This window comes from Candidatus Rhabdochlamydia sp. W815 (genome assembly GCF_018642185.1).
In the GTDB taxonomy this organism is placed as follows: Bacteria; Chlamydiota; Chlamydiia; order Chlamydiales; family Rhabdochlamydiaceae; genus Rhabdochlamydia; species Rhabdochlamydia oedothoracis.
Genome location: NZ_JAAVTY010000011.1, coordinates 1 through 23,086, shown reverse-complemented (window position 1 = coordinate 23,086; position 23,086 = coordinate 1). Strand labels below are relative to the sequence as shown.

22 protein-coding genes and 1 pseudogene are annotated in these 23,086 nt (G+C 35.4%); 16 read left to right on the top strand and 7 right to left on the bottom strand.

Annotated elements, in window-relative coordinates; genetic code table 11:
* Positions 1-140: 140 nt before the first annotated feature.
* On the top strand, positions 141-338 hold the full coding sequence (locus RHOW815_RS01820; RefSeq protein WP_215216665.1) for a hypothetical protein: 198 nt from the start codon (positions 141-143) through the stop codon (positions 336-338).
* Positions 339-825: 487 nt separating this feature from the next.
* Positions 826-1,761 (top strand): Kdo hydroxylase family protein, encoded by a 936-nt coding sequence (locus tag RHOW815_RS01815; protein ID WP_215216664.1) that lies wholly within the window; start codon positions 826-828, stop codon positions 1,759-1,761.
* Here the strand turns inward: RHOW815_RS01815 and dacB are convergent.
* Entirely contained in the window at positions 1,755-3,116 is a 1,362-nt protein-coding gene (gene dacB / locus RHOW815_RS01810; RefSeq protein ID WP_215216663.1) for a D-alanyl-D-alanine carboxypeptidase/D-alanyl-D-alanine endopeptidase, read from the bottom strand. The genes RHOW815_RS01815 and dacB overlap by 7 nt on opposite strands.
* A 106-nt stretch (positions 3,117-3,222) precedes the next feature.
* Here dacB and RHOW815_RS01805 point away from each other — a divergent pair, with 106 nt between their 5' ends.
* A complete protein-coding gene (locus tag RHOW815_RS01805; RefSeq protein WP_215216662.1) occupies positions 3,223-4,536 on the top strand; it encodes an alanine/glycine:cation symporter family protein in 1,314 nt (437 codons plus the stop codon).
* 2 nt (positions 4,537-4,538) lie between these two features.
* On the opposite strand, the gene RHOW815_RS01800 is transcribed toward RHOW815_RS01805, so the two are convergent.
* The gene (locus tag RHOW815_RS01800) at positions 4,539-4,898 is read right to left on the bottom strand and encodes a hypothetical protein (protein WP_215216661.1); all 360 of its coding nucleotides are present in this window, start codon (positions 4,896-4,898) and stop codon (positions 4,539-4,541) included.
* Positions 4,899-5,202: 304 nt separating this feature from the next.
* Between RHOW815_RS01800 and RHOW815_RS01795 the strand changes: the two genes are divergently transcribed.
* Together RHOW815_RS01795 and RHOW815_RS01790 are read left to right on the top strand one after the other, a co-directional pair.
* Positions 5,203-6,525, top strand: a complete 1,323-nt coding sequence (locus RHOW815_RS01795) for a neutral/alkaline non-lysosomal ceramidase N-terminal domain-containing protein (RefSeq protein WP_215216660.1) — start codon at positions 5,203-5,205, stop codon at positions 6,523-6,525.
* 137 nt (positions 6,526-6,662) lie between these two features.
* Positions 6,663-8,450 (top strand): hypothetical protein, encoded by a 1,788-nt coding sequence (locus RHOW815_RS01790; protein ID WP_215216659.1) that lies wholly within the window; start codon positions 6,663-6,665, stop codon positions 8,448-8,450.
* On the opposite strand, the gene RHOW815_RS01785 is transcribed toward RHOW815_RS01790, so the two are convergent.
* The 3 genes from RHOW815_RS01785 to RHOW815_RS01775 form a co-directional block, all read right to left on the bottom strand.
* Positions 8,447-9,181 carry an AsmA family protein gene (locus RHOW815_RS01785; protein ID WP_215216658.1) on the bottom strand — a complete coding sequence of 245 codons (735 nt, stop codon included), beginning with the start codon at positions 9,179-9,181 and terminating at the stop codon, positions 8,447-8,449. The two genes, RHOW815_RS01790 and RHOW815_RS01785, sit on opposite strands and share 4 nt — an antisense overlap.
* 110 nt (positions 9,182-9,291) lie before the next feature.
* A complete protein-coding gene (gene groL / locus RHOW815_RS01780) occupies positions 9,292-10,917 on the bottom strand; it encodes a chaperonin GroEL (protein ID WP_215216657.1) in 1,626 nt (541 codons plus the stop codon).
* 21 nt (positions 10,918-10,938) lie between these two features.
* Positions 10,939-11,244 (bottom strand): co-chaperone GroES, encoded by a 306-nt coding sequence (locus tag RHOW815_RS01775; RefSeq protein ID WP_215216656.1) that lies wholly within the window; start codon positions 11,242-11,244, stop codon positions 10,939-10,941.
* A 266-nt stretch (positions 11,245-11,510) separates the two neighbouring features.
* Here RHOW815_RS01775 and pepF point away from each other — a divergent pair, with 266 nt between their 5' ends.
* The 4 genes and pseudogenes from pepF (at position 11,511) to RHOW815_RS01755 (ending at position 14,566) form a co-directional block, all read left to right on the top strand.
* Complete coding sequence (pepF, locus tag RHOW815_RS01770; protein ID WP_245397561.1) at positions 11,511-13,349, top strand: oligoendopeptidase F; 1,839 nt, start codon at positions 11,511-11,513, stop codon at positions 13,347-13,349.
* A 140-nt stretch (positions 13,350-13,489) separates the two neighbouring features.
* Complete coding sequence (locus RHOW815_RS01765; protein ID WP_251368199.1) at positions 13,490-13,789, top strand: HPr family phosphocarrier protein; 300 nt, start codon at positions 13,490-13,492, stop codon at positions 13,787-13,789.
* 83 nt (positions 13,790-13,872) lie between these two features.
* A pseudogene (locus RHOW815_RS01760) lies at positions 13,873-14,100 on the top strand (transposase); the annotation flags it as partial.
* Between the two features lie 280 nt (positions 14,101-14,380).
* Positions 14,381-14,566: a hypothetical protein gene (locus RHOW815_RS01755; protein ID WP_215216655.1), complete on the top strand. Its 186-nt coding sequence runs from the start codon at positions 14,381-14,383 to the stop codon at positions 14,564-14,566.
* On the opposite strand, the gene RHOW815_RS01750 is transcribed toward RHOW815_RS01755, so the two are convergent.
* Both RHOW815_RS01750 and rpiA read right to left on the bottom strand, forming a co-directional pair.
* Complete coding sequence (locus RHOW815_RS01750; protein WP_215216654.1) at positions 14,547-14,960, bottom strand: bifunctional nuclease family protein; 414 nt, start codon at positions 14,958-14,960, stop codon at positions 14,547-14,549. The genes RHOW815_RS01755 and RHOW815_RS01750 overlap by 20 nt on opposite strands.
* 25 nt (positions 14,961-14,985) lie before the next feature.
* Positions 14,986-15,666 (bottom strand): ribose 5-phosphate isomerase A, encoded by a 681-nt coding sequence (rpiA, locus tag RHOW815_RS01745; protein WP_215216653.1) that lies wholly within the window; start codon positions 15,664-15,666, stop codon positions 14,986-14,988.
* 34 nt (positions 15,667-15,700) lie between these two features.
* Here rpiA and RHOW815_RS01740 point away from each other — a divergent pair, with 34 nt between their 5' ends.
* From RHOW815_RS01740 to RHOW815_RS01710, 7 genes are all read left to right on the top strand, one after another.
* Positions 15,701-16,453 (top strand): Nif3-like dinuclear metal center hexameric protein, encoded by a 753-nt coding sequence (locus tag RHOW815_RS01740; RefSeq protein WP_350339707.1) that lies wholly within the window; start codon positions 15,701-15,703, stop codon positions 16,451-16,453.
* A gap of 90 nt (positions 16,454-16,543) precedes the next feature.
* A complete protein-coding gene (locus tag RHOW815_RS01735) occupies positions 16,544-16,849 on the top strand; it encodes a hypothetical protein (protein WP_215216651.1) in 306 nt (101 codons plus the stop codon).
* 50 nt (positions 16,850-16,899) lie between these two features.
* A complete protein-coding gene (gene tyrS / locus RHOW815_RS01730; RefSeq protein WP_251368194.1) occupies positions 16,900-18,192 on the top strand; it encodes a tyrosine--tRNA ligase in 1,293 nt (430 codons plus the stop codon).
* A gap of 201 nt (positions 18,193-18,393) precedes the next feature.
* Complete coding sequence (locus RHOW815_RS01725; RefSeq protein WP_215216650.1) at positions 18,394-18,741, top strand: HU family DNA-binding protein; 348 nt, start codon at positions 18,394-18,396, stop codon at positions 18,739-18,741.
* Positions 18,742-18,958: 217 nt separating this feature from the next.
* A complete protein-coding gene (locus RHOW815_RS01720) occupies positions 18,959-19,945 on the top strand; it encodes a L,D-transpeptidase (RefSeq protein ID WP_245397562.1) in 987 nt (328 codons plus the stop codon).
* Positions 19,946-19,960: 15 nt separating this feature from the next.
* Positions 19,961-20,932 (top strand): acetyl-CoA carboxylase carboxyltransferase subunit alpha, encoded by a 972-nt coding sequence (locus RHOW815_RS01715; RefSeq protein ID WP_215216649.1) that lies wholly within the window; start codon positions 19,961-19,963, stop codon positions 20,930-20,932.
* A gap of 22 nt (positions 20,933-20,954) precedes the next feature.
* Positions 20,955-22,874, top strand: a complete 1,920-nt coding sequence (locus tag RHOW815_RS01710; protein ID WP_215216648.1) for an ABC transporter ATP-binding protein — start codon at positions 20,955-20,957, stop codon at positions 22,872-22,874.
* The last annotated feature ends 212 nt before the right edge of the window (positions 22,875-23,086 follow it).

Here is a 23,086-nt window from a genome sequence, read left to right as displayed (position 1 = left end):
TTTTAGATACGACTTCCAAGGATATAGAAAGGGTGGAAACTTTACTAAATAACAGACCTAGAAAGGCTCTCAACTTCGAAACTCCACTAGAAGTGTTTACGAGATTATCTACAAACATGCTATGCTCGGGTGCACAATAGATGTTTTTTCAAGTATTTATATGTTCTTTTTTGTGCACTTCAAGGTTGAAAGGGCCTTTATTAGCCTTTCTTTGCACAGGTTATACGGCTGGAAAAAAAATAGATTATTGGAATGTCCAGCGTAAAGGAGCAAACTATTTCAATCAAACCCCTTCTTTGTGTGCAATTATGACATGTCTATTAGATGGATTTTGCTAAATTGTTTACGAGAGATATCTCTTGGATAAGAGCGGGCCATAATTACTTCCAAAGGTTTTATGAAAACTATCTTTATACCTTATCGAAAAGATTTTAAACAGGCTCTTAGAAGCTCATAAATGCAGTTTTCAAAGAGCTTTTGAAACTGCAGTTCGTACAGGAACCTCTCTTATATTTAGTCAAGATGGCAAAATTGTAGAGGTAAAGTCGCCTTATCGATATGAGCTTGTTCGAATCAAAGAAAATAAAAAGAAGAAGTAGCGAATTTCTTTTTTTATACCAGCTATTTATAAGAATAGCTTCCTTCTGTGTTTTTAATTTCCTAGAGGTTTCACTAAATGCTTAAGAGATGAATTAAAGCTCTTCGTTCTGGGGTCTTGGTTTGTAGAAGATTTATTAAATAATACTTTATTTTTTCTCTAAAATTAGATTAGAGTTTAAATAAATATGTAATATTTTTTGATCACTTGCAAACACTTGAGGTATTATGGCTCAGTTAATTACAGTTGAAGAGGCAAATCTACAGCAGATAGATTATCATCAGAGGTATTGTGAAGAACTAGAAAAAGGAAATATCCTTTTTTTTCCAAAATGCCCCTTTGATTTTCCTCAAGAAGAGCTGGATTTTTTACTTTCACAAAAGCAGACAGGTGCGGCTAATCGCAAAAACATTGCCTATAAACCACAATCTAATAAGATCACAAATGTTGTTGCTTTGTCAGAAGAACAAAGGATGAAGATGTTAGACATCATGCAGAGCTACTCTCGAAAAACAATGGATTTATTAGCTCATCTTTTAGCTCCTTATGCAGATAAATGGAAATTGGATTATGCGAGTTTTCGACCTTTTCAGGAAAAAGGTAGGCAATTAAGAACAAGAGCACGTAACGATCTTTTGCACGTGGATTCTTTTCCTTCTCGCCCGGTACATGGAGATCGCATTTTACGTTTTTTTACCAATATTAATCCCTTGGAAAAACGACATTGGATTACTTCCGATCCTTTTGAAACTTTAGCAGAGCTTTTTGGCGGAACCAATAAGTTGCCTTTTCCTCAAGGAGTTCATGAAACCTTTTCAGGACGCTTAATCCGAGCTTTAAAAAAAAGTGCTCATAAACTAGGTCTGCCGATTACCCTGCGTTCTCCTTATGATTCTTTTATGTTGAATTTACATAATTTTTTAAAAGAGAACGAGGAATTTCAAGAAATTTGTTCGAAAGATTATTGGGAATTTCCTCCGCATTCTTGTTGGGCTGTATTTACCGATCAGGTTTCACATGCAGCAATATCAGGACAATATGCATTAGAACAAACTGTGATTATTCCAAGATTATCCCTTATTATACCAGAGGCTGCCCCTGTTTCTATTTTGGAGAAAATCACAAAAAGCTCCATGGTAGATTCTTTATTTTTAGCTCATTGATCTAACTTTTCTGTCAAAAGATCTAAAAAAAGCGCTATTTCTTTTTTTATATCGTTTGAAGGACCCTTGTAATGGTTGCAAAAAATAGCAAATGCATATTGTTTTTTGGCTCCAAGAGTTAGGTATCCGGCCAAATTGTAGATATTACCCATGCTTCCTGATTTTGCTCGTAAATGAGCATAAGGAATTTTTGGGAAAAACCGGGGTGTTCCTGTTTGGTTTAGCTCGGGTAGAGAGGTGTATATAGAAAGATATACATCAGAGCTTTTAATATGAGATAAAAGTGTAACCATTCCTTTAGGAGTTAATAGGTTGGTTCGAGAAAGTCCTGCTCCATCATGGACTTGAGAGGGGATATGTAAATTTTTTAAAAAAGACTCTATGTATTTTGTCCCTTGTTTGCTATTGCCTTGACCAATTGCTTTTAAAAGATGTTCTGCATAAAGATTAATGCTAAATTGATTCATTGGTTGTAGTAGTTCCTTTAAAGAAACAGACTTATAGCGAGTAATCACTGTTTGTTGTGGGATGCTTGTATTTTTTTCTCTAATAAGCTTAATGCCTTTTGTTGGTTTTAGTTGTTTGCTCAAGAGTAAACCACAAAGTAGAGCGGGATCGGGTATTGCAGCTTTTATAGTAAAGCTAGTTTGATCTATGGGAATGGTTCCTCGATAAAATTGGATAGGAGAATACTCAGATCCAAAAACGTACACTTGGTCACCAGAGCCAGCTGGACCTGTAGTTACTTCATTATAGAAAGTTAAATTAGGAATAGGGGGATCTATTTTGATGACGGTCGTAGGATCGTTTTCTTTTTTACCTGGCTGAAAGGTGATGTAATAGGTGTTTTGATTTAAAGTAAATCCTGAGGCGCCAGCTCCATAGTAATTGCCTAAGTCTTCAAAACTCCAAGATCTAGAAGCTAATGCTGTTTCAAAACAGCTTGTATCGATAAAAAGAGTTCCATTGATCTTAGTAATAAGAGATTGAAGATCTGCTTCCCATTGTAATAGACTTGTTAAGGAAACAGTCGGATCTCCTCCTCCTCGAATCCATAAGTTTCCTTGTAAAGTTTTTTCCTGATCGATATGACCTTCATACTCTAAACTAGTTGTAAATCGATAGTCTTCTCCTAAAAGGGCGATTGCTACTGCACTAGTTGGAATTTTCATCAAAGAGGCAGGTATGAAAAATTGCTCAGCGTTTCTTTGATAAATGGGTTCTCGTGTGTTAAGGTTTAATACATAGATTCCAATATGCGCTCTTTGAAATTGCTTCTGACAGAAGCAATCGGAGAGCTCTTTTGCAGAAAGGTTTGCTAAAAAAATTAGGAGGAAAACAAAGTACTTATACATAGATTTTAAACATTCAAGTTCTTTTAAGAACACGATCAACTTTTAATCTTTTTGCTGCTATTGTTTTTTATATGTTGCTCATGAAAACTCTTAAAAAAGGAGATACATGGATATAAAAAATTTTATTGAGTGTTTTACTTTATTTATTGTTTTTCCAGCTATTGTTTGTTCTGGTACATATCTCACTTTGAAGCTACGTTTTATCCAAGTCTTTCAATTAAAAAAAAGCTTTCTTTGTGTTACTAAAAAAAATACAGGCCAAGAAGGCAACATTAGTCATTTTGGTGCTATATCCTCTGTTTTAGCAGGGAATTTTGGCACAGGAAACATATCAGGCATGGCTGTAGCCATAGCTACGGGAGGTCCAGGCGCTTTAGTATGGATGTGGGTAATGGCCTTTTTTGGAGCAGCCATTCAATATGTAAGCTGTGTTTTGAGCATTTCTTTTCGTCAAAAAACCGCAAAAAATGAGTATGTAGGTGGTCCTATGTACTATTTAAGAGATGGCTTAGGTTATAAAATGCTAGCTATCTTGTTTGCTGTTTTTACTCTTTTTGGCTCTATTACAGTAGGAAATTTTGCACAAATTAATTCTGTTGTTCTTCCTTTAGAAAAAATGGGGTTCAATCCTTTATATTGTAGCATGATCCTTGCAGTAGTAGTGGGCATAGTGATTTTAGGGGGCATTCAAAGAATTGCAAGCTTTGCTTCTTATATAGTTCCTTTTAAAGCGCTCATTTATTTAAGCACCGCTTTTGTCATTATCGTTTTGCAATACGATAAAGTCCTGCCTTCTTTTAGATTGATGTTTCAACATGCTTTTGGTTTTTCTTCTTTTGTAGGAGGGGCTTTAGGAATAGGAGTGCTTAAAGCAGTGATTACAGGATTTGATCGGGGGCTTTTTGCCACTGATGCAGGAACGGGAATAGTGCCTATTTTACAAGCAAGCGCTCATGCTAAAAATCCTATTACTAATGGAATTACCACTTTAATTACCCCTTTAATTGTTATGATTGTTTGCACAACTACAGGACTTGTATTGATCATAACAGGAGCGTGGCAGATTCCCGATCTATCTAGCACTAATATGGTTACCTATGCTTTTTCCCAAGGATTAAATTCTGCGATAGGAGGGTATATAGTTATTATAGCGCTTATCTTGTTTGCCTATACCACGATTTTAGCCTGGTCTTACTGTGGAGAAAAAGCTTTAGGTTTCTTAATAGGTAATGAAAAAGCGTATTATTTTAGATTTTTTTATTTGCTTTTAGTTCCTATAGGAAGTGTGATGAAAGTAGATATGATTTGGAGTTTAGCAGATATAGCTATTGCTCTAATGTTAATAACTAATTTAATCGGAGTTATGAAGCTATCAAAAAAAGTGATTGCTTCTAGTCATCAATTCGAATTATCCAATTGATCTTACATCTTTTCATAAGCTGCCTTAATGGACACAATAGCGGGACTGAAGGTTGTGATTAGGGCATCTGCATCAGAGAATAAATGAGCCCCGATAGGGTCTTTTACAGAAAGTAAAATAAGAGGTTTCTTTGTCTTTAAAAGAGATTGAATCAACGTAATTTGCTGAGGATTTTTCCATACACCGTAACAAAAACATGCACAAGAAGAAGTATTTTGGGCTAATTCTTGAGCCTTTTTATATTTATCCTGACAAGGATTGAGGTTAAAAAAGAAATAATCACTCTCTATTTGAGAAAAGCGAGTTTGTTCAATATCTGTTCTAAGAATTTTAGGGGCAAGTAAAACAATTGCTTTTTTCAAAGAAATAGGTGTATTTTTTGTTTTTTAGGATTTAGATTTCAAGAAGGCAATTTATGCCTTTTTTGAAAACATTCCTAAATATCGGGAAGAACTGCAGCCTCTTTTATCTAGGAAATTTTACTTAGTTAAATCTTAATTTAAAGATAAACGAGTATATCTGTGAAGCAGAGACAAGACCATTGCACCAATTGTAATAAAGAATTCCTCCCACATATAGCTTTACTACATAAATGGTTTCTGTATGATTTTTTGAGGTTTTTTGTTATCATGTATCCTTTGTTAATTGCTCTCAGGAGGAAAAAAGATGTTATGGAAATTTGCTTTAAGCTCAATTGCTTTTTTAATGATGCCTATTTGGGCTATGGCTTCTCTTATGGTAGGAATCTCAAAAGAAGAGATCACACCTCCCATTAATAGCCCTTCAGCTGGATATGCAAGGAATACGAATATGATAGGAGTGCATGATCCTCTATGGGCAATGGCACTCTTTATTGATAATGGAGAAAAACAGATTGTTTTGTGTAGTGTGGATCACTTGGGATTTAACTATGAAATGGTTCAAAGGGTTATAGAAGAGGTTCATTTAGAAAAAAGCTTATCTAATTGTGAGATATATATAGCCTCTTCTCACACTCATTCCGGTGGAGGGGGGTATTTAGACATTCCTGAATTAGGGGAATATTTAGCAGGATCTTACGATCCTAACTTGAGTGAATTATATGTAAGGCAAACCGCTAAAGCCATTATTGAAGCAAGTAAGAGTCTAAACCCAGCCAAAATAGGAATTGGATATGGCAAAGCAGAAGATATAAGCCAATATCGAGGTACTTGGCCAGTAGGAGCTACACCTTTATCCGATGTGACCGTGATTAAAGTAACCAAAATGGACGATAGTCCATTAGCTGTGCTTTTTAACTATTCTGTCCACCCTACAGTTCTTACTGGTGAAAATCTGCTTTTTTCTGCAGACTTTGTAGGATATGCAAGGGATTATATCTCGGAAGAAAATGGGCAAACGATCTATTTTAATGGAGCACAGGGAGATATTATTCCTTATATTAACAGTCAAGAAGAACAATGCTCAGTGATAAGTAAGACTTTATCTCAAATAGTGCAAAATATTTTTACTTCTCTTAAAGAAAATGGACAAGCCACTATTGATGAAGCACAGGAATATATTCATTGCGATGCTTTAGGTAAATCTTTAGCAGAAACGGTACAGAAGATCTTACATTCGATCAGTACTAAAGAATCGTTGCACATTAAGACAGATAAACATGTGTACTCTTTTAAACCACAACCAACGCCTTTTGGGCTAACTTTACCTATTGAGGAGTATCAAAGTGAAATTAACTTACTTGTTTTTGATCATGTTCACGCCTTTGTGACTATTCCAGGAGAGCTTAGCTGTTTCTATGATCAAAGACTCAAAAAACTAGGAGAAACACTTGGTTATCAACAGGTATCTATTTTTGGACTGGTAAATGATGCACATGGTTATATGATTCCTCCTAAGGCATTCAATACTTCCTCTACAGAAGCTCATTTTTCTTTTGGAGGGGAACATTATGCAGAATTGGTGGAACAAAAAGTATCAGCTTTATTAGAAGCAAATAAAGCCTTGTAGATTTATCTTTTCTGAGTTGATTAAGAAAAATTTTAATTAGCTCAGTCTGTAATCATTTATCTTATTTTATTTGTTCTAATATTTTGTGATTTGTAATAATCAAACTATATATAATATTAAAATAAGAGTGTTTATTAATGATTATTAGTTTATCAGAATATTATTATACTAATAGATTTATTCCTGCTTCTACAGATCCCACAATATTAAAGGTAGTTAAGGTAAGTGCTCTTATTTTCTTAGGGCTCTTTGCCTTCTTTCTAGATTGCACACATAAGTTATTGGCTTACAGAAATATTACACAGGAAAAAGATCCATTAAATCTTTCTAACCTAAAAGAAACGCCGCATAGCGCAGAAAAAATTCAAAGTACACCACCAATTGTAGAGCAAATTTCCATAGAAACGCACGTGGATAAATATGCGATGAACTTGGCAGTACAAAGAAAGACGTTAGAAAAGTATATATTATTGAATAACTTTCAAGTAACTCCTGAGGAGTTCTTTAAAAATTTAAAACTGTTTATGGCAGAAAAGCCTATAAATTTTAAGCTTGTACCGGTTTTTAAAGAAGGCCTTTTCTCTATATATAAGCACTTGATTAAAGTTATAGAGAGCTTGTTAAAACAACACTCTAGTAATGAGCTATCCAACGATTATGAAAAATATACTTATGCTATAAGAGATCTTCTTCAGACAGAGGAGTATAAAAAAAATAAATTCTCTAACTCTATCTGCCTTCTTATTCAAGAGCTTTGTTTTGCTAAATTTATGGATACGGTTCTTACTGATCTTCAAGAAAAGACTCTTGAAAATAGGATCAAATTTGATCCATCGCGAAATATGACCCTTACTAATATAAGCAAATGGATAGAGGAAGATAATAGAATTCTAAGAAAGCTACCTAAAGGGGTAAGACAATCATTTTCATTAAATTGCGAAAAGGCCTGTAATGCGGCAGGCATCAACTCTGATCAACTTTCTAGTGCAAACATACCTGAGTTAAGGTCGGTTCATAAGGTTAAATGGGGCATTATTGAATCATATGACGTTTACTATATTCGTTATCCAACGCCAACCATTGAAACAACAAAATCGTTTTGTGCTCGGATTACAAGAAATAATGCTACTGTTATAGCTCCCGAATTTCTAGGATTTTTAGATAGTATACAGAGAAAAAAAATACGCTTTCTATATGTAAATCACCAGTATATGGATAAGAAAGGCAATGGTTTTTTACTATCCGCAGATAATAATCGCGCAGAGGCTATCCAAAGACTTGAAGAGACATATACCGAAGTCTTCTATTTTCTTTCCCTTCCCTTTGATGGTCCTACTATTGAAGAAATAGATAAAAAAAACCTTGCAAAATGGAAAGAAAATTTAGTAGATAATGTAATAGGAGAAAAAGAAGGATTTAGGATTCCTAAAAAATTCAGAGAATTTGCTACGAGCAAAAGAGAAGAGATAGAGCATTTACTTAACAAATTGCTCAGTCTCTATTTTTCTGGGAAATCAGAGTTTAATAAGATAGAAAGACGGGTTTTATTGGTCATTTTTTATTCTTATTTGAAGGAGTATTTTAAATCGGAATATCAAATTCGTATAATGGCATCGGTTTGTAAGGATAACAAAGACCGAGGAAATGTTAGTGCCTGTATTGATGAGGTCTTATTTAATCTTAGGTTAGGAAAAGAAAAGGATCAACAAACTTTAAAAGATCTGCATTTACGCATTCTTAGTCCTTTTATCTTTAGAAATGAGGGGATTGTAGAGCACAGGTTGCAGTTTTTAACAGATCTTCTCAATCACATCGCTAAGTTAGACGATGATCAAAAAGAAAAGATTCGCGCCTTTAAGGTAAATGAGCAATACCAAATTGTCGATCAATGGATATCTAGATCTAATGACGGTATTATTGTTTAACTTATCAATTCGTCTTTTAGTACTACTTTTGTATTAAAAATCTTCTTGAAAGGATTCAGAATTCTCTTTATACCTTTTTCTGGATTTTTGATTACATCCTTGATCATGTTTTGTAGATTTTGCTCTTGTAGAACATGTTTGATCATCTCTTTTATGACAAGAGAGGTGATTTGGTTAGCAGGAATGCCTTCTTCACTGCTGACGTCGTTTAACTCAATTCGATCAATGCGGCGAAGGCGTTTGACAGAGTTTCCTTCAGAGATATAAACTAGATCTACATCAATATTGGTTAAAATCAATTTACGGATTAAAACGGTACGGAAAGTGCTTGTAGAGGAAGTGTTAATTTGATCTATAATCTTGGACCAATTTCCATCCGTGCTTAAAGGGGCTTTAAATTCTAAACCTAGATAGACATTATCGATTTTGATTTGATCGATAATAACGTGTCTTTTTAAATAATTGGTGAAAGGGGCTATAGAAAATAATCGATCGCAGGAAAAAGCTTTTGGTAAAACAGACCCTGATGAGTTACCGATAGTAATTTTATCTATATCGATCCTATTCCAATTGAGATGGATATCATCTATCTGTACAGGGACATGTATTTTTTTGGATAAGTTATTAGAAACAATATCGGGTAGTCTAGATTTAGCGATAAATGCAAAAATAATTAAAGCTATAAGAATAACAACGACGAGCTTTACCAATCCAAAGCAAAATGATTTCACGAGAACCTCTTTTTTTTATCTTAATTTTCAAAATAAATAAAAAAAATATTTGATGCAAGAAAACAAAAAAAGGCGCTTAAAGATTTAAGCGCCTTTTTGCAATTTACAGATTAATAATCTGCGCCTGGCATGCCGGCAGGACTTGGCATCTTCTCTTCTGGTTCTTGCGCAATGATCACTTCCATTGTCAAAAGCATTGCAGCAGTAGATGCTGCTGTTTGAATAGCGAAAATAGATACGTTTGCAGGATCGATAATCCCTTTTTCTAACATATCGCAATAGCTATCATTTAAAGCGTCCCATCCTTCATACGTGCTCATTTTTGCTACGTTTTGAACGATAACAGAACCTTCACAGCCTGCATTCTCAGCAATTTGACGTAAAGGCGAGCTTAGCGCTTTTATCACAATATTTACCCCTGCTTTTTCATCAGGATCGGTTAAACTATTGCATAGTTGTTCTAGTTCTGGGATACAGCGAATGAAAGAAACTCCACCACCTGGCAAAATACCACCTTCTACAGCAGCCTGAGTTGCATGAACTGCGTCATCTACGCGATCTTTTTTCTCTTTCATTTCCACTTCAGTAGCCGCTCCTACACGGATAATGGCTACGCCGCTTGCAAGTTTAGCAAGACGCTCTTCTAGCTTTTCGCGATCGTAGTCAGACTCAGAATCTTTGATTTGAGAACGCAGCAAGGCTTTTTGTTCTTCAATTTTTGCTTTATCTCCAGCACCTTCTACTAGAGTGAAGCTATCTTTACCAATAACCGCTTTTTTAGCGCGGCCTAGCATGTCAAGCGTTACTTTCTCTAATTTAAGACCAAGCTCTTCTTTGATCAATTGGCCACCGGTTAGAATAGCGATATCTTCTAGAATCGCTTTGCGTCTATCTCCAAAACCAGGAGCTTTTACAGCACAGATCTTAAGACCTGTAGTCAAACGATTGTATACAAGCGTTGTTAAAGCTTCGCCTTCTACATCTTCTGCGATGATCAAGAAAGGACGGCCTGTTTCAGCAACCGATTGCAAAATAGGAACAAATTCTTTAACGGAAGAAACTTTTTTCTCATAAAGTAGAATATAAAGATCTTCAAAAATGCATTCCTGTGTTTCTCGATTTGTTACAAAATAAGGGGATACATAACCGCGATCCAGGCTCATTCCTTCTACAACATCAAGAATTGTTTCTAGTCCTTTGCCTTCTTCAACCGTTATGGTTCCATCTTTGCCCACTCTTTCCATGGCCTTAGCAATTGTTTGTCCAATATCTGCATCTCCGTTAGCAGAAATTGTTGCTACTTGCTCAATCTCGAGTTTGTCTTTAATAGGCTTGCTCAGCTTCTTAAGTTTTGCAATAGTTGCATCGGTAGCTTTATCAATTCCTCGTTTAATTGCTGTAGAATTAGCTCCAGATGTAGTGTGACGCAAGCCTTCGCTGTACATAGCTTCGACTAGAACAGTAGCAGTAGTGGTTCCATCTCCTGCTTTATCAGCTGTTTTACTAGCTGCTGCTTTAATCATTTGAGCGCCCATGTTCTCGTGCTTATCTTCTAGCTCGATTTCTTTAGCAACTGTTACACCGTCTTTTGTTACAACAGGTGCACCATAAGATTTTTCGATAGCAACATTTCGTCCTTTAGGACCTAGAGTTACTTTAACTGCAGAAGCGAGTGTACGCACCCCTTTTAAAATCTTCTGACTAGCTTCTTCTTTAAATTTCATGTTTTTGGCCATATTAGATAACTCCTTTTTGGCTTAATTGATAAGTGCAATAATTTCGTTTGCTCGTAAAATAACGAATTCTTCATCTTTAATCGTTAATTCTTGACCAGCGTATTTATCGATTAAAACCTTGTCTCCCTCTTTAACTAGAATGGGAATTGGTTTTCCCTCAGGTGTAGTAGCACCTGCCCCAACAGCAATAACCGTAGCAAATTGCCCTTTTTTCTTGGCTGTATCCGGGAGCACAATACCGCCTTTTAGTACCTCTTGTTCTTCTGTATGCTGAACAAGAACGCGATCTCCTAAAGGTTTAAATTTTTTTTTAGTTGCAGTTGTCATTTTCATCTCCTTTTAAGTAAAGAGTTTGAAGGAAATCATAAAAAGAGAGAAGATCTCTCTTTGTAAATTTGTAAAAAAACTTCAAGCTTCATTGTAGAAAAATAAGGGAATTTTGACAACGTAAATTAGCACTTTTGATGTTATAGTGCTAAAAATCATCAATTAAAAAATTTAATACCAAACACTCTTATAGAGATAGAGTTGACTAATCAAAGAGGTTTTGCGTATGATAGCATCTTCATTAAAGTTCTTAAAAGGTACTATTCATGACAACAGAAGAGGTTTATACCCCGTCTTTTAATTCAAGAGAGCAAATGCAGAAAAATGATTGCTGGGATGTAGAGCAGCTATATAGCTCCTGGGAAGTTTGGGAAGAGCAAATGCAGCTTTTTGCAAGAGAAAAACAAACCCTTCATTGGCCAGAAATTGCAATTTTTGAATCTAGCTGGCAAAAAAATCCAGAGCAATTAAAGAGTCTCATTGAGACGTGTATGGAGCTTGAAAGACAGCTATCCAAGCTTTATACCTATGCGCATTTAAGACATGACGAAGACGTAGCAGAAGAAGTTGCAAAAATAGCTATGTCGCGCATTAGTACGATTTTATATGCCTTCCGTCAAGAAACAGCATGGGTTGAACCAGCTTTATTGCGAGCACCGGAAAAAGCATTAGATGCTTTTATTACAGATCCTGTTCTAGCTTCTTATCGTTTATACTTAGAAAGGATTGTCCGCCTTAAAAGTCATACTTTATCTCAAGAGCAAGAGGAACTAATGGCTCTTGTAGGCAAATCCTTAGAAACCTCTAGCCAAGCATTTGGCGCTTTTAATAATGCAGATTTGAAATTTCCAGATATATGTGATAGTAAAGAGAATAAGCACGCCTTAACTCATGGTAAGTATTTAACCCTTTTGAAAGAAAAAGATCGTACATTAAGGGAAAATGCATTTAAAACATTACATCGTGGTTTTTTGTCTTATGAAAATACGCTTAGCGAATTACTGCAGGGTCAAATACAAAAGCATGTCTTTGAAAGAAAAGCGCGTAAATATTCTTCTTGTTTAGAGGCGGCTCTTTATGTAAATGAGATCGATCCTCAAGTCTATTTTTCTTTGATTCAGTCGGTGCATGAGCATTTACCTTCTCTACATCGTTATATTTCTTTGCGTAAAAAATATTTAAAAGTTTCAAGTTTGCATGCCTATGATCTGTTTGTACCACTGGTAAAAGATGTAGAAATGGATGTTGATTACGATACAGCGGTAGAGTGGATTGTGGCTTCTTTAGCTCCCTTAGGAGTAGATTATCAAGAAACTGTCAAAAGGGGATTAACACATGAGCATTGGGTAGATCGTTATGAAACCCCGCGCAAACGCTCAGGTGCCTATTCAAGCGGGTGTTATGATAGTATGCCCTATATTTTGATGAATTACCAGGGAACATTTAATGATATGATGACCTTAACTCATGAAGTAGGTCATAGTATGCATTCCTATTTCAGCCGTTTAAACCAACCTTATCAGTATTCTCAGTATGGCATTTTTGTAGCAGAAGTAGCTTCTACCTTCCATGAGGAGCTGCTCTTTCGCTATTTGTTTAATCAAGCACAGACAAAAGAGCAAAAGGCATTCTTAATCAACCAAAAGTTAGATGCCATCCGATCTACCTTAATTCGGCAAACCATGTTTGCAGAATTTGAATTATACATGCATGAAAAGGTGGATTCCTCTCAAGTTTTAACACCGGCTGTCTTAAAAAATCAATATAGAAAGCTAAATGAAGAATATTTTGGTAAAGATTTTAGTTTAGATGCAGAATTAGATGTTGAATGTTTACGCATTCCTCATTTCTATTATAATTTTTACGTATACCAGTATGCAACAGGAATTAGTGCTGCTCATGCTTTAGCAGAAAAAGTTTGTAGTGAAGAAACTTTTGCTCAGGAAAAGTATTTACGGTTTTTATCTGCCGGTTCTAGCAAGAATCCTTTAGATCTTCTAAAAGAAGCAGGTGTAGATATGCGCTCTACAGAATCCGTTAAGATTGTCATGCGTTCTTTTGATCAATTGGTAACTCAATTGGAAAAATTTCTTGAAGCGCCTTAAAGCAAATTTGGCTAGATAGGATAGTTCAATATAAAGTATAATTTTTTATGGCAGCGTTATATTAGGGTGAAATAAATAAAAAGCTGCTTTATCATAAAAAATTATATTAGAGTTTTGTTGAAAAACAAGGCTTGCTTTTAATGAGTGTTTTTAATTCTAAAATGAAAAAAAAATACAAAGGCTTTTTTATTGTAGCTAATGAAAAAGGCCTACATACACGTCCTTCAACGGAATTACTTAGATGTGCTACAAGCTTTAAAGCAGAGGTTACATTAAAATACCAACAAGAGATTGTGAATGCTAAATCTCTTCTGGGTATTTTGATCTTAGCTGCTGATAAAGGAGCTAAGATCGATGTAGAGGCTATTGGAGAAGATGCAGACGAAGCTGTAAAGGCAATACTTACACTAGCCCGTAATAAATTTAACATTAATTATTAGAGCCTGTTTAAAATCTTTTCAAAAGTAGAGCAATAAAAGCAAGAACCACCATATTCAGGCTTGTATGTAGTTTTCTTTCGCAAGAAAAATTTGCAAAGAGTGTGCAGGAGATATTAGGATGTATAGTAGAAATAGCTAAAAGAAATACACTTCATACTTTTACAGTTATTCCCAAAAGATGGGTTGTAGAGCGTTCTTTTGCGTGGATAGAAAAATGTCGCAGGCTATGGAAAAATTGTGAAAGAAAACTACATACAAGCCTGAATATGGTGGTTCTTGCTTTTATTGCTCTACTTTTGAAAAGATTTTAAACAGGCTCTAAAACACAAAGCTTTTTAGATACTACTTCCAAGGATATGGAAAGGGTGGAAACTTATACTAAATAACAGATCTAGAAAGGCTCTCAACTTCGAAACTCCACTAGAAGTGTTTAGGAGATTATCTACAAACATGCTATGCTCGGGTGCACAATAGATGTTTTTTCAAGTATTTATATGTTCTTTTTTGTGCACTTCGAGGTTGAAAGGGCCCTTTGTGTGCAATTATGGCATGTGTAGTTATGCATCTGAAGTAGCGGGAAGGAGTCCAGGCATGATCATGGTGTTGCTCCCGATTCCTTTTTCTCTTGCTTTTCAATTAAGCGGGGTCTTAAGCAAGATGGTAGCTATAGAAAATCGTGATTTTTCGTTACAGGTCTATGGTGCTGGGTTTGGATTAATTGCTCTTCTTGTATTTAAAGGAGAGTTTGATATTGAGCTTATTCCTCAACAGGGATAGCTTTTTCGAGAACTTCTTTTCTGCAAAAGACGGGAATATTGTTTAAAAGAGAAAGAGTGATGCAATCGCTAGGCCTAGCATCAATTTCTAAGATTGTTGTTTTTTCACCGATTTTTTGTTCCAAATATAAACGTGCAAAGTAGATGGTATCTTCTACATCATGGATAACAATTTGCGCTGTCCGAATATCAAAACCCGAAAAAATGGCATGAATGAGATCATGGGTAAAAGGGCGTGGTTTTTTTTTCTCTGTTAGGTGCATTTGAATGTTATTTCCCACTTGGGGGTCTGTATAGATAGCAAAACGCTTTTCTTCCGTGCCCAGGATAATCACGGTATAAGAGCGTGATTGCATAATTTTATTGAAAGTAATGGGAATTAACTCAGAATCCATACTTTTCCTCTTTTAATTTGACTATTTATTGTTTAATTACAATTTGTCCATCGAAAAATCCAATAATTACTCGTTTAGCTAAATTAAAAAAGAAACCGGTATCTATAACTCCTGGAATTTGGATCAATTTTTGATGTTCTTGTTCTGGAAAAGCAATGAATGTAGGGAAATAGATGTCGAAAAGATAATTTTGATTATCTGTAATATACAAAGATTGATCAGCATTTGTACGTAGAAGACCTTTATAGCCCGCTTGTTCAATATGGTGTATGGTAGCTCTTGCAGCAAAGGGGAGAATTTCAACAGGCAGCTTGATTTTTCCTAACTCTTTTACTATTTTGCTCTCATCTATAATTACAAGCATTTCTCGACTCATACTTGCCATAATTTTTTCTCTTACATGAGCGCCACCAGCTCCTTTAATCATACGCTTTTGAGAATCGATTTGATCTGCTCCATCTACGGTTAAATCAAGAGAACATAGTTTATCGATATCTAAAAGATGGAGACCGCCTTGTTTAGCTTGTGTAAAAGATTGTTGAGAGCTAGCAACAATTTCTATTTTTAATCCTTGATGAAAGCGTTGGATCAATCTTTCAATAAAATAAAAAGCAGTAGAACCGGTTCCTAGCCCAACTAACATATTATTTTCAATTAGTTCAGCAGCTTTGTAACCAACCTTTTTTTTTATTTCTTCTCTAGACATAAACTAATCATGTATTTAATCATCATTGCTAATGATTACCTTACAAGATTTGTTACAATACCTCAATCAGCTTTTGCAGCCTGAGTTGTTTTCAGATGTGTGCCCAAATGGTTTGCAGATAGAGGGTAAAAAGACTATTTCCCGTGTTGCATTTGCTGTATCAGCTAGCCTAGCAACCATTAAACAAGCGATAGCCTTAAAAGCAGATGCTCTTATTGTGCACCATGGGATTTTTTGGGATAAAACCTCTTGTATTCTTTTAGGTTCTAAAAAACAAAAATTTCAGCTTTTGCTGGAAAATGAAATCTCTCTATTAGCTTATCATTTACCACTAGATGCGCATCAAACAGTTGGCAATAACTGGAAAGCAGCTCGTGATTTAAATTTAACAGACTTAAAAGCATTTGGATCACTATGTGGAAATAAGATTGGAGTAAAGGCTCAAATTAAGCCCACTCTAGTAGAGAGTTTTCAAACAAAATTAGAAGCGTACTATGAACATGTAGCGCATACGTCATTAGGGGGTAAGAAGCAAATATCTTCTGTTGCCATTGTGTCAGGAGGGGCGCATTGGATGATAGAACAAGCTATTCAAGAAGAGGTAGATTGTTTTATCACAGGTAGTTTTGATGAACCAATCTGGGACTTAGCTTATGAGAATGGGATTCATTTCTTTGCTTTAGGTCATTTTTCTACAGAAAAAGTGGGTGTAAAATGTTTAAAACAAATCACAACTAAACATTTTGCTATTCCTGCCCATTTTATCAATCTTTTTAATCCATTTTAGATTTTGTTAAATAAAAAATTGATTATATATATATATTACTTTATCATGCGAACATTGGCTTGATTTTAAGGAAATAGATAGGAGCTTTGGATGAAATTTGGAAATGAAAAAAAAATTGCGGAAGAGAGTTTAAAAACAAAAAAAGTAAGAGAAAAATTAAAAAAACATCTAGAATCTTTCGATCAAAAAGTCACAGCTCCTGCTCTTAAAAAGAAGTTAATTGAAATCCATAGATGGATTGAAAGGTACGCTTCTCAAAGAGTTGTATTAAAAGAAAAAAGCATATCTTTGTTCGATGAAAACCGCAATGCTGCAGAATTTAGTCAGCGAGTTGGTATTCTAGTAGAAAAGTTAAAACAAGACATGCAAGTGATCTACAACAAAGATCGTTCTTAAATAACATTCAAAAGTTGATGGAAAATCCCTTCTAATTTAAGATGGAGCCTTTGTTTTCATTAAAAGATCCCATGATTATAGAGCATTTGCAAAAACGCGGTTTGTTGGAAGCTACTACTAGTGATGAACTGACAAATCTTCTTCAAAAACCTACCAAAGTATATTTAGGATTTGATCCAACAGCAGATAGTTTGCATATTGGTCATTTAGTTGGTATTATCGTTTTGCACTGGTTTCAAAAATTTGGCCATACTCCTGTTGTTGTTTTAGGAGGGGCTACTGCACGAATTGGAGATCCTTCGGGTAAAAGTATAGAGCGTCCCTTACTCGATACTCAAACAATTATCACTAATGTGCATTCTATCACCAAACATTTTGAGCAAGTGCTTGATTTTTCAGACCCTTCTACGCGTCCTCTTATTCTCAATAATGATCAATGGTTCAAAGAATATGGATTTATTGATTTTTTACGAGATATAGGAAAGTATTTTCGATTGAGTACTATGCTAGCTAAAGATAGTGTAAAAACCCGTCTTTCTTCTGAAGAGGGAATAAGTTTTACAGAGTTTAGCTATCAATTATTGCAAGCTTATGATTTTTATCGTTTGTATACCGATCATAACGTACAGGTGCAGTTAGGTGGTAGCGATCAATGGGGCAATATTACAGCTGGAATCGATTTTGTACGCAAAAGAATAAGTGCGCAGGTGTTTGGATATACTTTTCCTTTACTTACTCGCATGGATGGCAGAAAATTTGGTAAAACAGAAGAAGGAGCGATTTGGCTTTCTAAAGATAAGTGTTCTGCTTATCAATTTTATCAGTATTTTTATCGAACCCAAGATGCAGAAGTTATTCGTTTAATGCGCATGCTTACCTTTATGGACTTAGAAGAAATTGCAGAATACGAGAGATCTATAAAGAGTTCAGAATATGTTCCCAATACGGCACAAAAGCGTTTAGCAGAAGAGGTGACTCAGCTGATTCATGGAAGCACAGGACTGCAAATCGCTCAAAAAGTTACCCAGTGCTTAGCTCCTGGTGGTAAAGCAATTTTAGAATTTGATGTGTTAAAAGAGATTTCAGCTAATGATATGCCCGTTGAATATGTACAACAGTCCGAGTTAATTGGTCAAAAATATATAGATATTTCTGTGAAAATAGGCCTTGTTTCTAGTAAAAGCGAAGCAGCAAGGCTTATTCATAATAGTGGCGCGTATCTCAATAATCAAAAAATTCATGATATCAATTTTTTAATTGAACCAGAAATGGCAATTGCAGGTCGGTTTTTAGTTTTCAGTTCTGGTAAAAGAAAAAAAATATTAGTTTCTATTAAAAAATAGTTTGAAGACAAACTACATTTTTCACTCTCTTTGTTAAGAGATGTCGATTTTTTTTTATAAAAAACAACTTGATTGAAAATCAAGACGATACAACAATGAGCCTAGTGAATGTAAATAGATAAATACCGCTCTTTTCTTTTGAAAGAGAAAAGAGAGGTATTTTGAAAATGCTTATATTTAGAAACAAGGAGAGCAAGATTTATGGCAACAATTACTAAAAAAAAGTTGATTCAGATGATTTCTAGACATCGAGGATTGCATCCTAACGATGTACGCAATGTGATTCAATCATTTTTAGATAAAACAACGGATTATCTCTCTGAAGGAAATCGTCTGGAATTACGCGATTTTGGGGTTTTTGAAGTAGTAGAGCGGAAGCAGAAAATAGGTCGTAATCCTAAAAACGCAGCTGTTCCTATTATCATTCCGGCTCGATTGGCTGTAAAATTTACTCCAGGTAAGAAAATGCGTAAGCTAATGGAAAAGAAAAGAAAACTAGCCACAGCCACAGAGCACCAATCTGTATATAAAAATGTGCCGATTAGTTAACTCAAATCAAGTTGCATTTCTTGTTGTTAAATAGTTGAAATGCAACTTTTTATCTCTATATAATGGGGTGCTCTCTATTCATTATTTTATTTTAGTTTAATCTGAAATAGTTTACAATCTTTACTATCTTAGTTGGATTAATCGATATTTTGTTAAAATTAAACGTATTATGAGTTTAACCCTTATCATCTAATCCTTAAACGAGGAGAGGCTACATTTGGCTATTGCAAGAATTCTACTGATTGGTTCAACTGCCTTGTTTTCTATGATAGCAATTACAGCTATGATTAAAAAAAGTAGAGCTCATGATGAGCAAGTAAGTGGCCAAATAGAGAAAAACCCGAATCCTCCTATAATTGTGCAACAAAAAGTAGAAATAAAAAAGCCTTATACTAAACCGCTTTCGCTAAATGGAGACTTGCCTTGTATAAATCGGATTTATCAACTCTTTTCTAAAAATTCAACTTCTCAATTTCCGATTGTCGAGACGATTTCTTATAGCAGCTCTGTTTCTTGGTTAGTAGGTAGGCCTGCTTGGTTAAATGATTACGCTGACTACTATCAAACCTCTTCTTCTTTTATTTTACGCAGTCTAGGTGCAAAAGGGGAGTATCCTTCACAAAGAAGGATAGTAGAAGGAAATCGCTTTAATGTATTTCGCAGAGATAAAAAAATGGAATTTTATCTGCTTGTAGATATTTCTCGTTGCAAAATGGGATTTTATTATTTTGATACGGGAACTAATGAGAGGGTATTGTTAAAAACATATTCTATTGGTTTAGGCAAATTAGATCCTAGCAAACCCTCTGGTAGTTTAACGCCTCTTGGCAAATATCTTTTGGGAAAGAGAGTTGCTACTTATCAATTGGAAAGCAAAGGGGTTTACCAAAATAAAACGGTGGAAATGATTACAGTATTTGGTACTCATTGGATCCCTTTTGAGCAAGAAGTAGAACGTACTTCTGAACCAGCTAAAGGCTATGGATTACAAGGTTCTCCCTGGGTTGCTGATTCTAGCGGACAGCTTGTAGAGGATTTGACGTGCATTGGAGACTATAGCAGCAATGGATGTATTCGATTAGCCTCAAAAGATATAGAGGAGCTTTTTTCCATTGTAATTACCAAGCCAACATTTATTGAAATTGTGAAAGATTTTAAAGAAGCCACCCTGCCTGGTATAGAAGTGGCAACGCCTTCGCGTTAGAAAAAGGAAAACATTATGTTAGCCCATGAAAAACAGATTGTAGAATACGAAAAGACAATATCTCAATTAAAAGAGCAAAATAAAAAAGATAGCACTTTGTGGACAGAAGATGAAATAGAACAGTTAGAAACAAAGTTAGAAAAACTAAAAAAAAATATATGTTCTCAGCTAACCCCTTGGGAAAGAGTTACCATTAGTCGCCACCCTAAAAGGCCCAAAGCAACTGATTATATTCGCAATTTAACGGAAAAATTTATTGAATTACATGGAGACAGGGCATTTGGGGACGATCCTGCAATTATATGCGGGTTGGCAAAGATAGATGATGTGAATTTTATGGTGATTGCACAAGAAAAGGGTCATGATACAGAAAGTCGTTTGCATCGCAATTTTGGAATGCCTCATCCAGAAGGATACCGTAAGGCTTTAAGATATATGCGTCTTGCCGCTAAATTTCACCTGCCTATTTTGTGTTTAATCGATACTCCAGGTGCTTATCCAGGTCTTGCTGCAGAAGAAAGAGGTCAGGGATGGGCCATTGCACAGAATCTTTTTGAAATGAGCCGTCTTTCTACTCCAATTATTGCTATTTTAATAGGGGAAGGATGCTCTGGTGGAGCTCTTGGAATAGGAGTAGCCGATGTAATAGGGATGTTAGAGCATTCTTATTATTCCGTAATTTCTCCAGAAGCAGGTTCTTCTATTCTTTGGAAAGACACTAATCAGAATGAAACCGCAGCTAAAGCTTTAAGAATGCATGTGGAAGATTTATTAAAATTCAAGATTGTGGATGCAAAAATTGAGGAGCCTTTAGGTGGTGCTCATCACGATCCATCTTTTATATATGCTCAAGTTAAAAGATATGTTCTTGAGCAATATAAGAGGCTAACACATATAGATCCCGATGTTCTTGTTGAACAACGCTATCAAAAATATCGGCAAATTGGTAAATTCTTAGTTGAAGATACGGGGTTACCTCAAGAGTAATCCTTAGATTCAAGGAATTACTATGAAATTACTTTTAGATGCTGCTCTAAGAAGCTGTCGCCATTTATATTTATTTATCATCACTTTCTTTACATTGCTTTGTCTAACGATTTCTAGTCAAATGGAGATGTTCGCTCTAGGTGTATTATCCAATAATGGAGCAGATTTTTTTATCTTATTTTCTAAAGAAAACAGTCGAGATGTGGTTGCTTTAGAACAAGTGCAAGAGAAATGGGACCTGATTGATAAAGATCACACAGGACTTATCACAAAACAACAAGCCACCTCTTTTATTGCACAAAAAAGCGAAGGTAATCCATTAAGTTGGATGCTTGCTAAGGTAAAGCAAAAACTCCGCCTTTCTCATAATATTAAAGCTTTGATCCTAGTCCTGATTTCTGTTGCGATCTTTAAAGCAATTTGGCTTTTTGCAAGCCGCTATACTACACAATTACTTGCTATTCGCGTTAGCCGGGATTTGCGCCAGCAGTACTTTGAGCATATTCAATCCTTACCGATGAGTTTTTATCAGCAGCATAATATTGGTAGCCTTTCTGCTCGAGTCGTTGGTGATGCAGGACAGATAGCTACTTCTATTAATTCTTGGCTAACGAATTATCTGCAAACGCCTTTTACGATTATTACTTGTTTGTCCATGTGCTTTTATCTTTCTTGGCGCTTATCTCTTGTCATCTTTTTTGGAGTGCCTTTAATTATTATTCCCATTGTATTTTTAGCCCGTAGAGTTAAGAGGGTTTCTCGCCAACTACAAAAAAATCAGGAGAGTTTTGCCAATATATTGATCGAATTTTTAGCTGGCATACAGACGGTTAAGATTTTTTCTATGGAAGGGTTTTCTTTGAGAAAATACAAAGAACAAAATGAACGTATGGCTGTTTTAGAAAGTAAAACAGCCAAATATGGTCTTTTGACTCGTCCTATCTTACATGCGATTACCACTTTGTGTTTAGCCTGTGTTGTTTTATTTGGTCTTTATACAATTGGGATGAGCTTATCGCAGTTGATCGTATTCTGTGGCATGCTTCAGCTCGTGTATGAACCCGTTAAAAAATTTGCTGATGAAAATGGAAATATCCAGCGCGGCATTGTAGCTGCTGAGAGGATGTTTGAAGTACTACACATTAAGCCCGATATTCAAGATCACCCAGATGCAACGGAACTTACCGGGTTTTTTGATTCGATAGAATTTGATAAAGTGTGGTTTCGTTATCAAGGGGATTGGATTTTAAAAGATATCTCCTTTACCGTTCGCAAAGGAGAGACTGTAGCCATTATTGGCCCCACAGGAGCTGGTAAATCAACAATTGTACAATTAATGCCTCGTCTTTACGATATTCAGCAAGGAGAAGTTCGTATTGATGGAAAACCTTTAAAAGCCTATACGCAAAAATCCTTACGGGAGCACATTGCTTTTGTTTCTCAAAAACCTTTTTTATTTTGTGATACAATTAGTGCTAATATTGCTTTTGGATGTCCCTTTACTAGCCAAGAAATTGAAGAAGCAGCTAAAAAAGCCCACGCTGAAGAATTTATAGTGCGCTTACCCGATCAATATGAGACAATACTTGCGGAATCAGGACAGAATCTCTCTGGAGGACAACAACAACGCCTGGCTATTGCAAGAGCCCTTGTTAAAAAAGCACCTATTCTTATTCTAGATGAAGCAACATCTGCGCTCGACTCCATTAGCGAAATGTATATTAAAGATGCGATTATCAATTTAAAAGGGGAGATTACTCAGATTATCATTGCACACCGTCTTTCTACGATTGAACACGCAGACAAGATCATTTATCTTTCCCAAGGAGCTAAAATTGCTGAGGGAACCAAAGAGCAGCTATTAGAGAACTGTCCTGAGTTCCGAAGAATGTGGGAGGTTCATTATAATCTAGAAAAAACTCCGGAAGAATCCCTGTCTTAATATCTCTTTATCTCTAGGGGTGACACTGTCAATGAAGTGCTACCTATACTCGTTTGTTTTTAAATTAAGATTTAACTAAGAGCCTGTTTAAAATCTTTTCAAAAGTAGAGCAATAGAGCTCTTTCAAAACTAGGAAATAAAAAAGCCCTTGTATAAAATAATGCCCTTAAAAATACGTAAGGGCATGATGAAATTTGAAAAAGCAAAAAGTT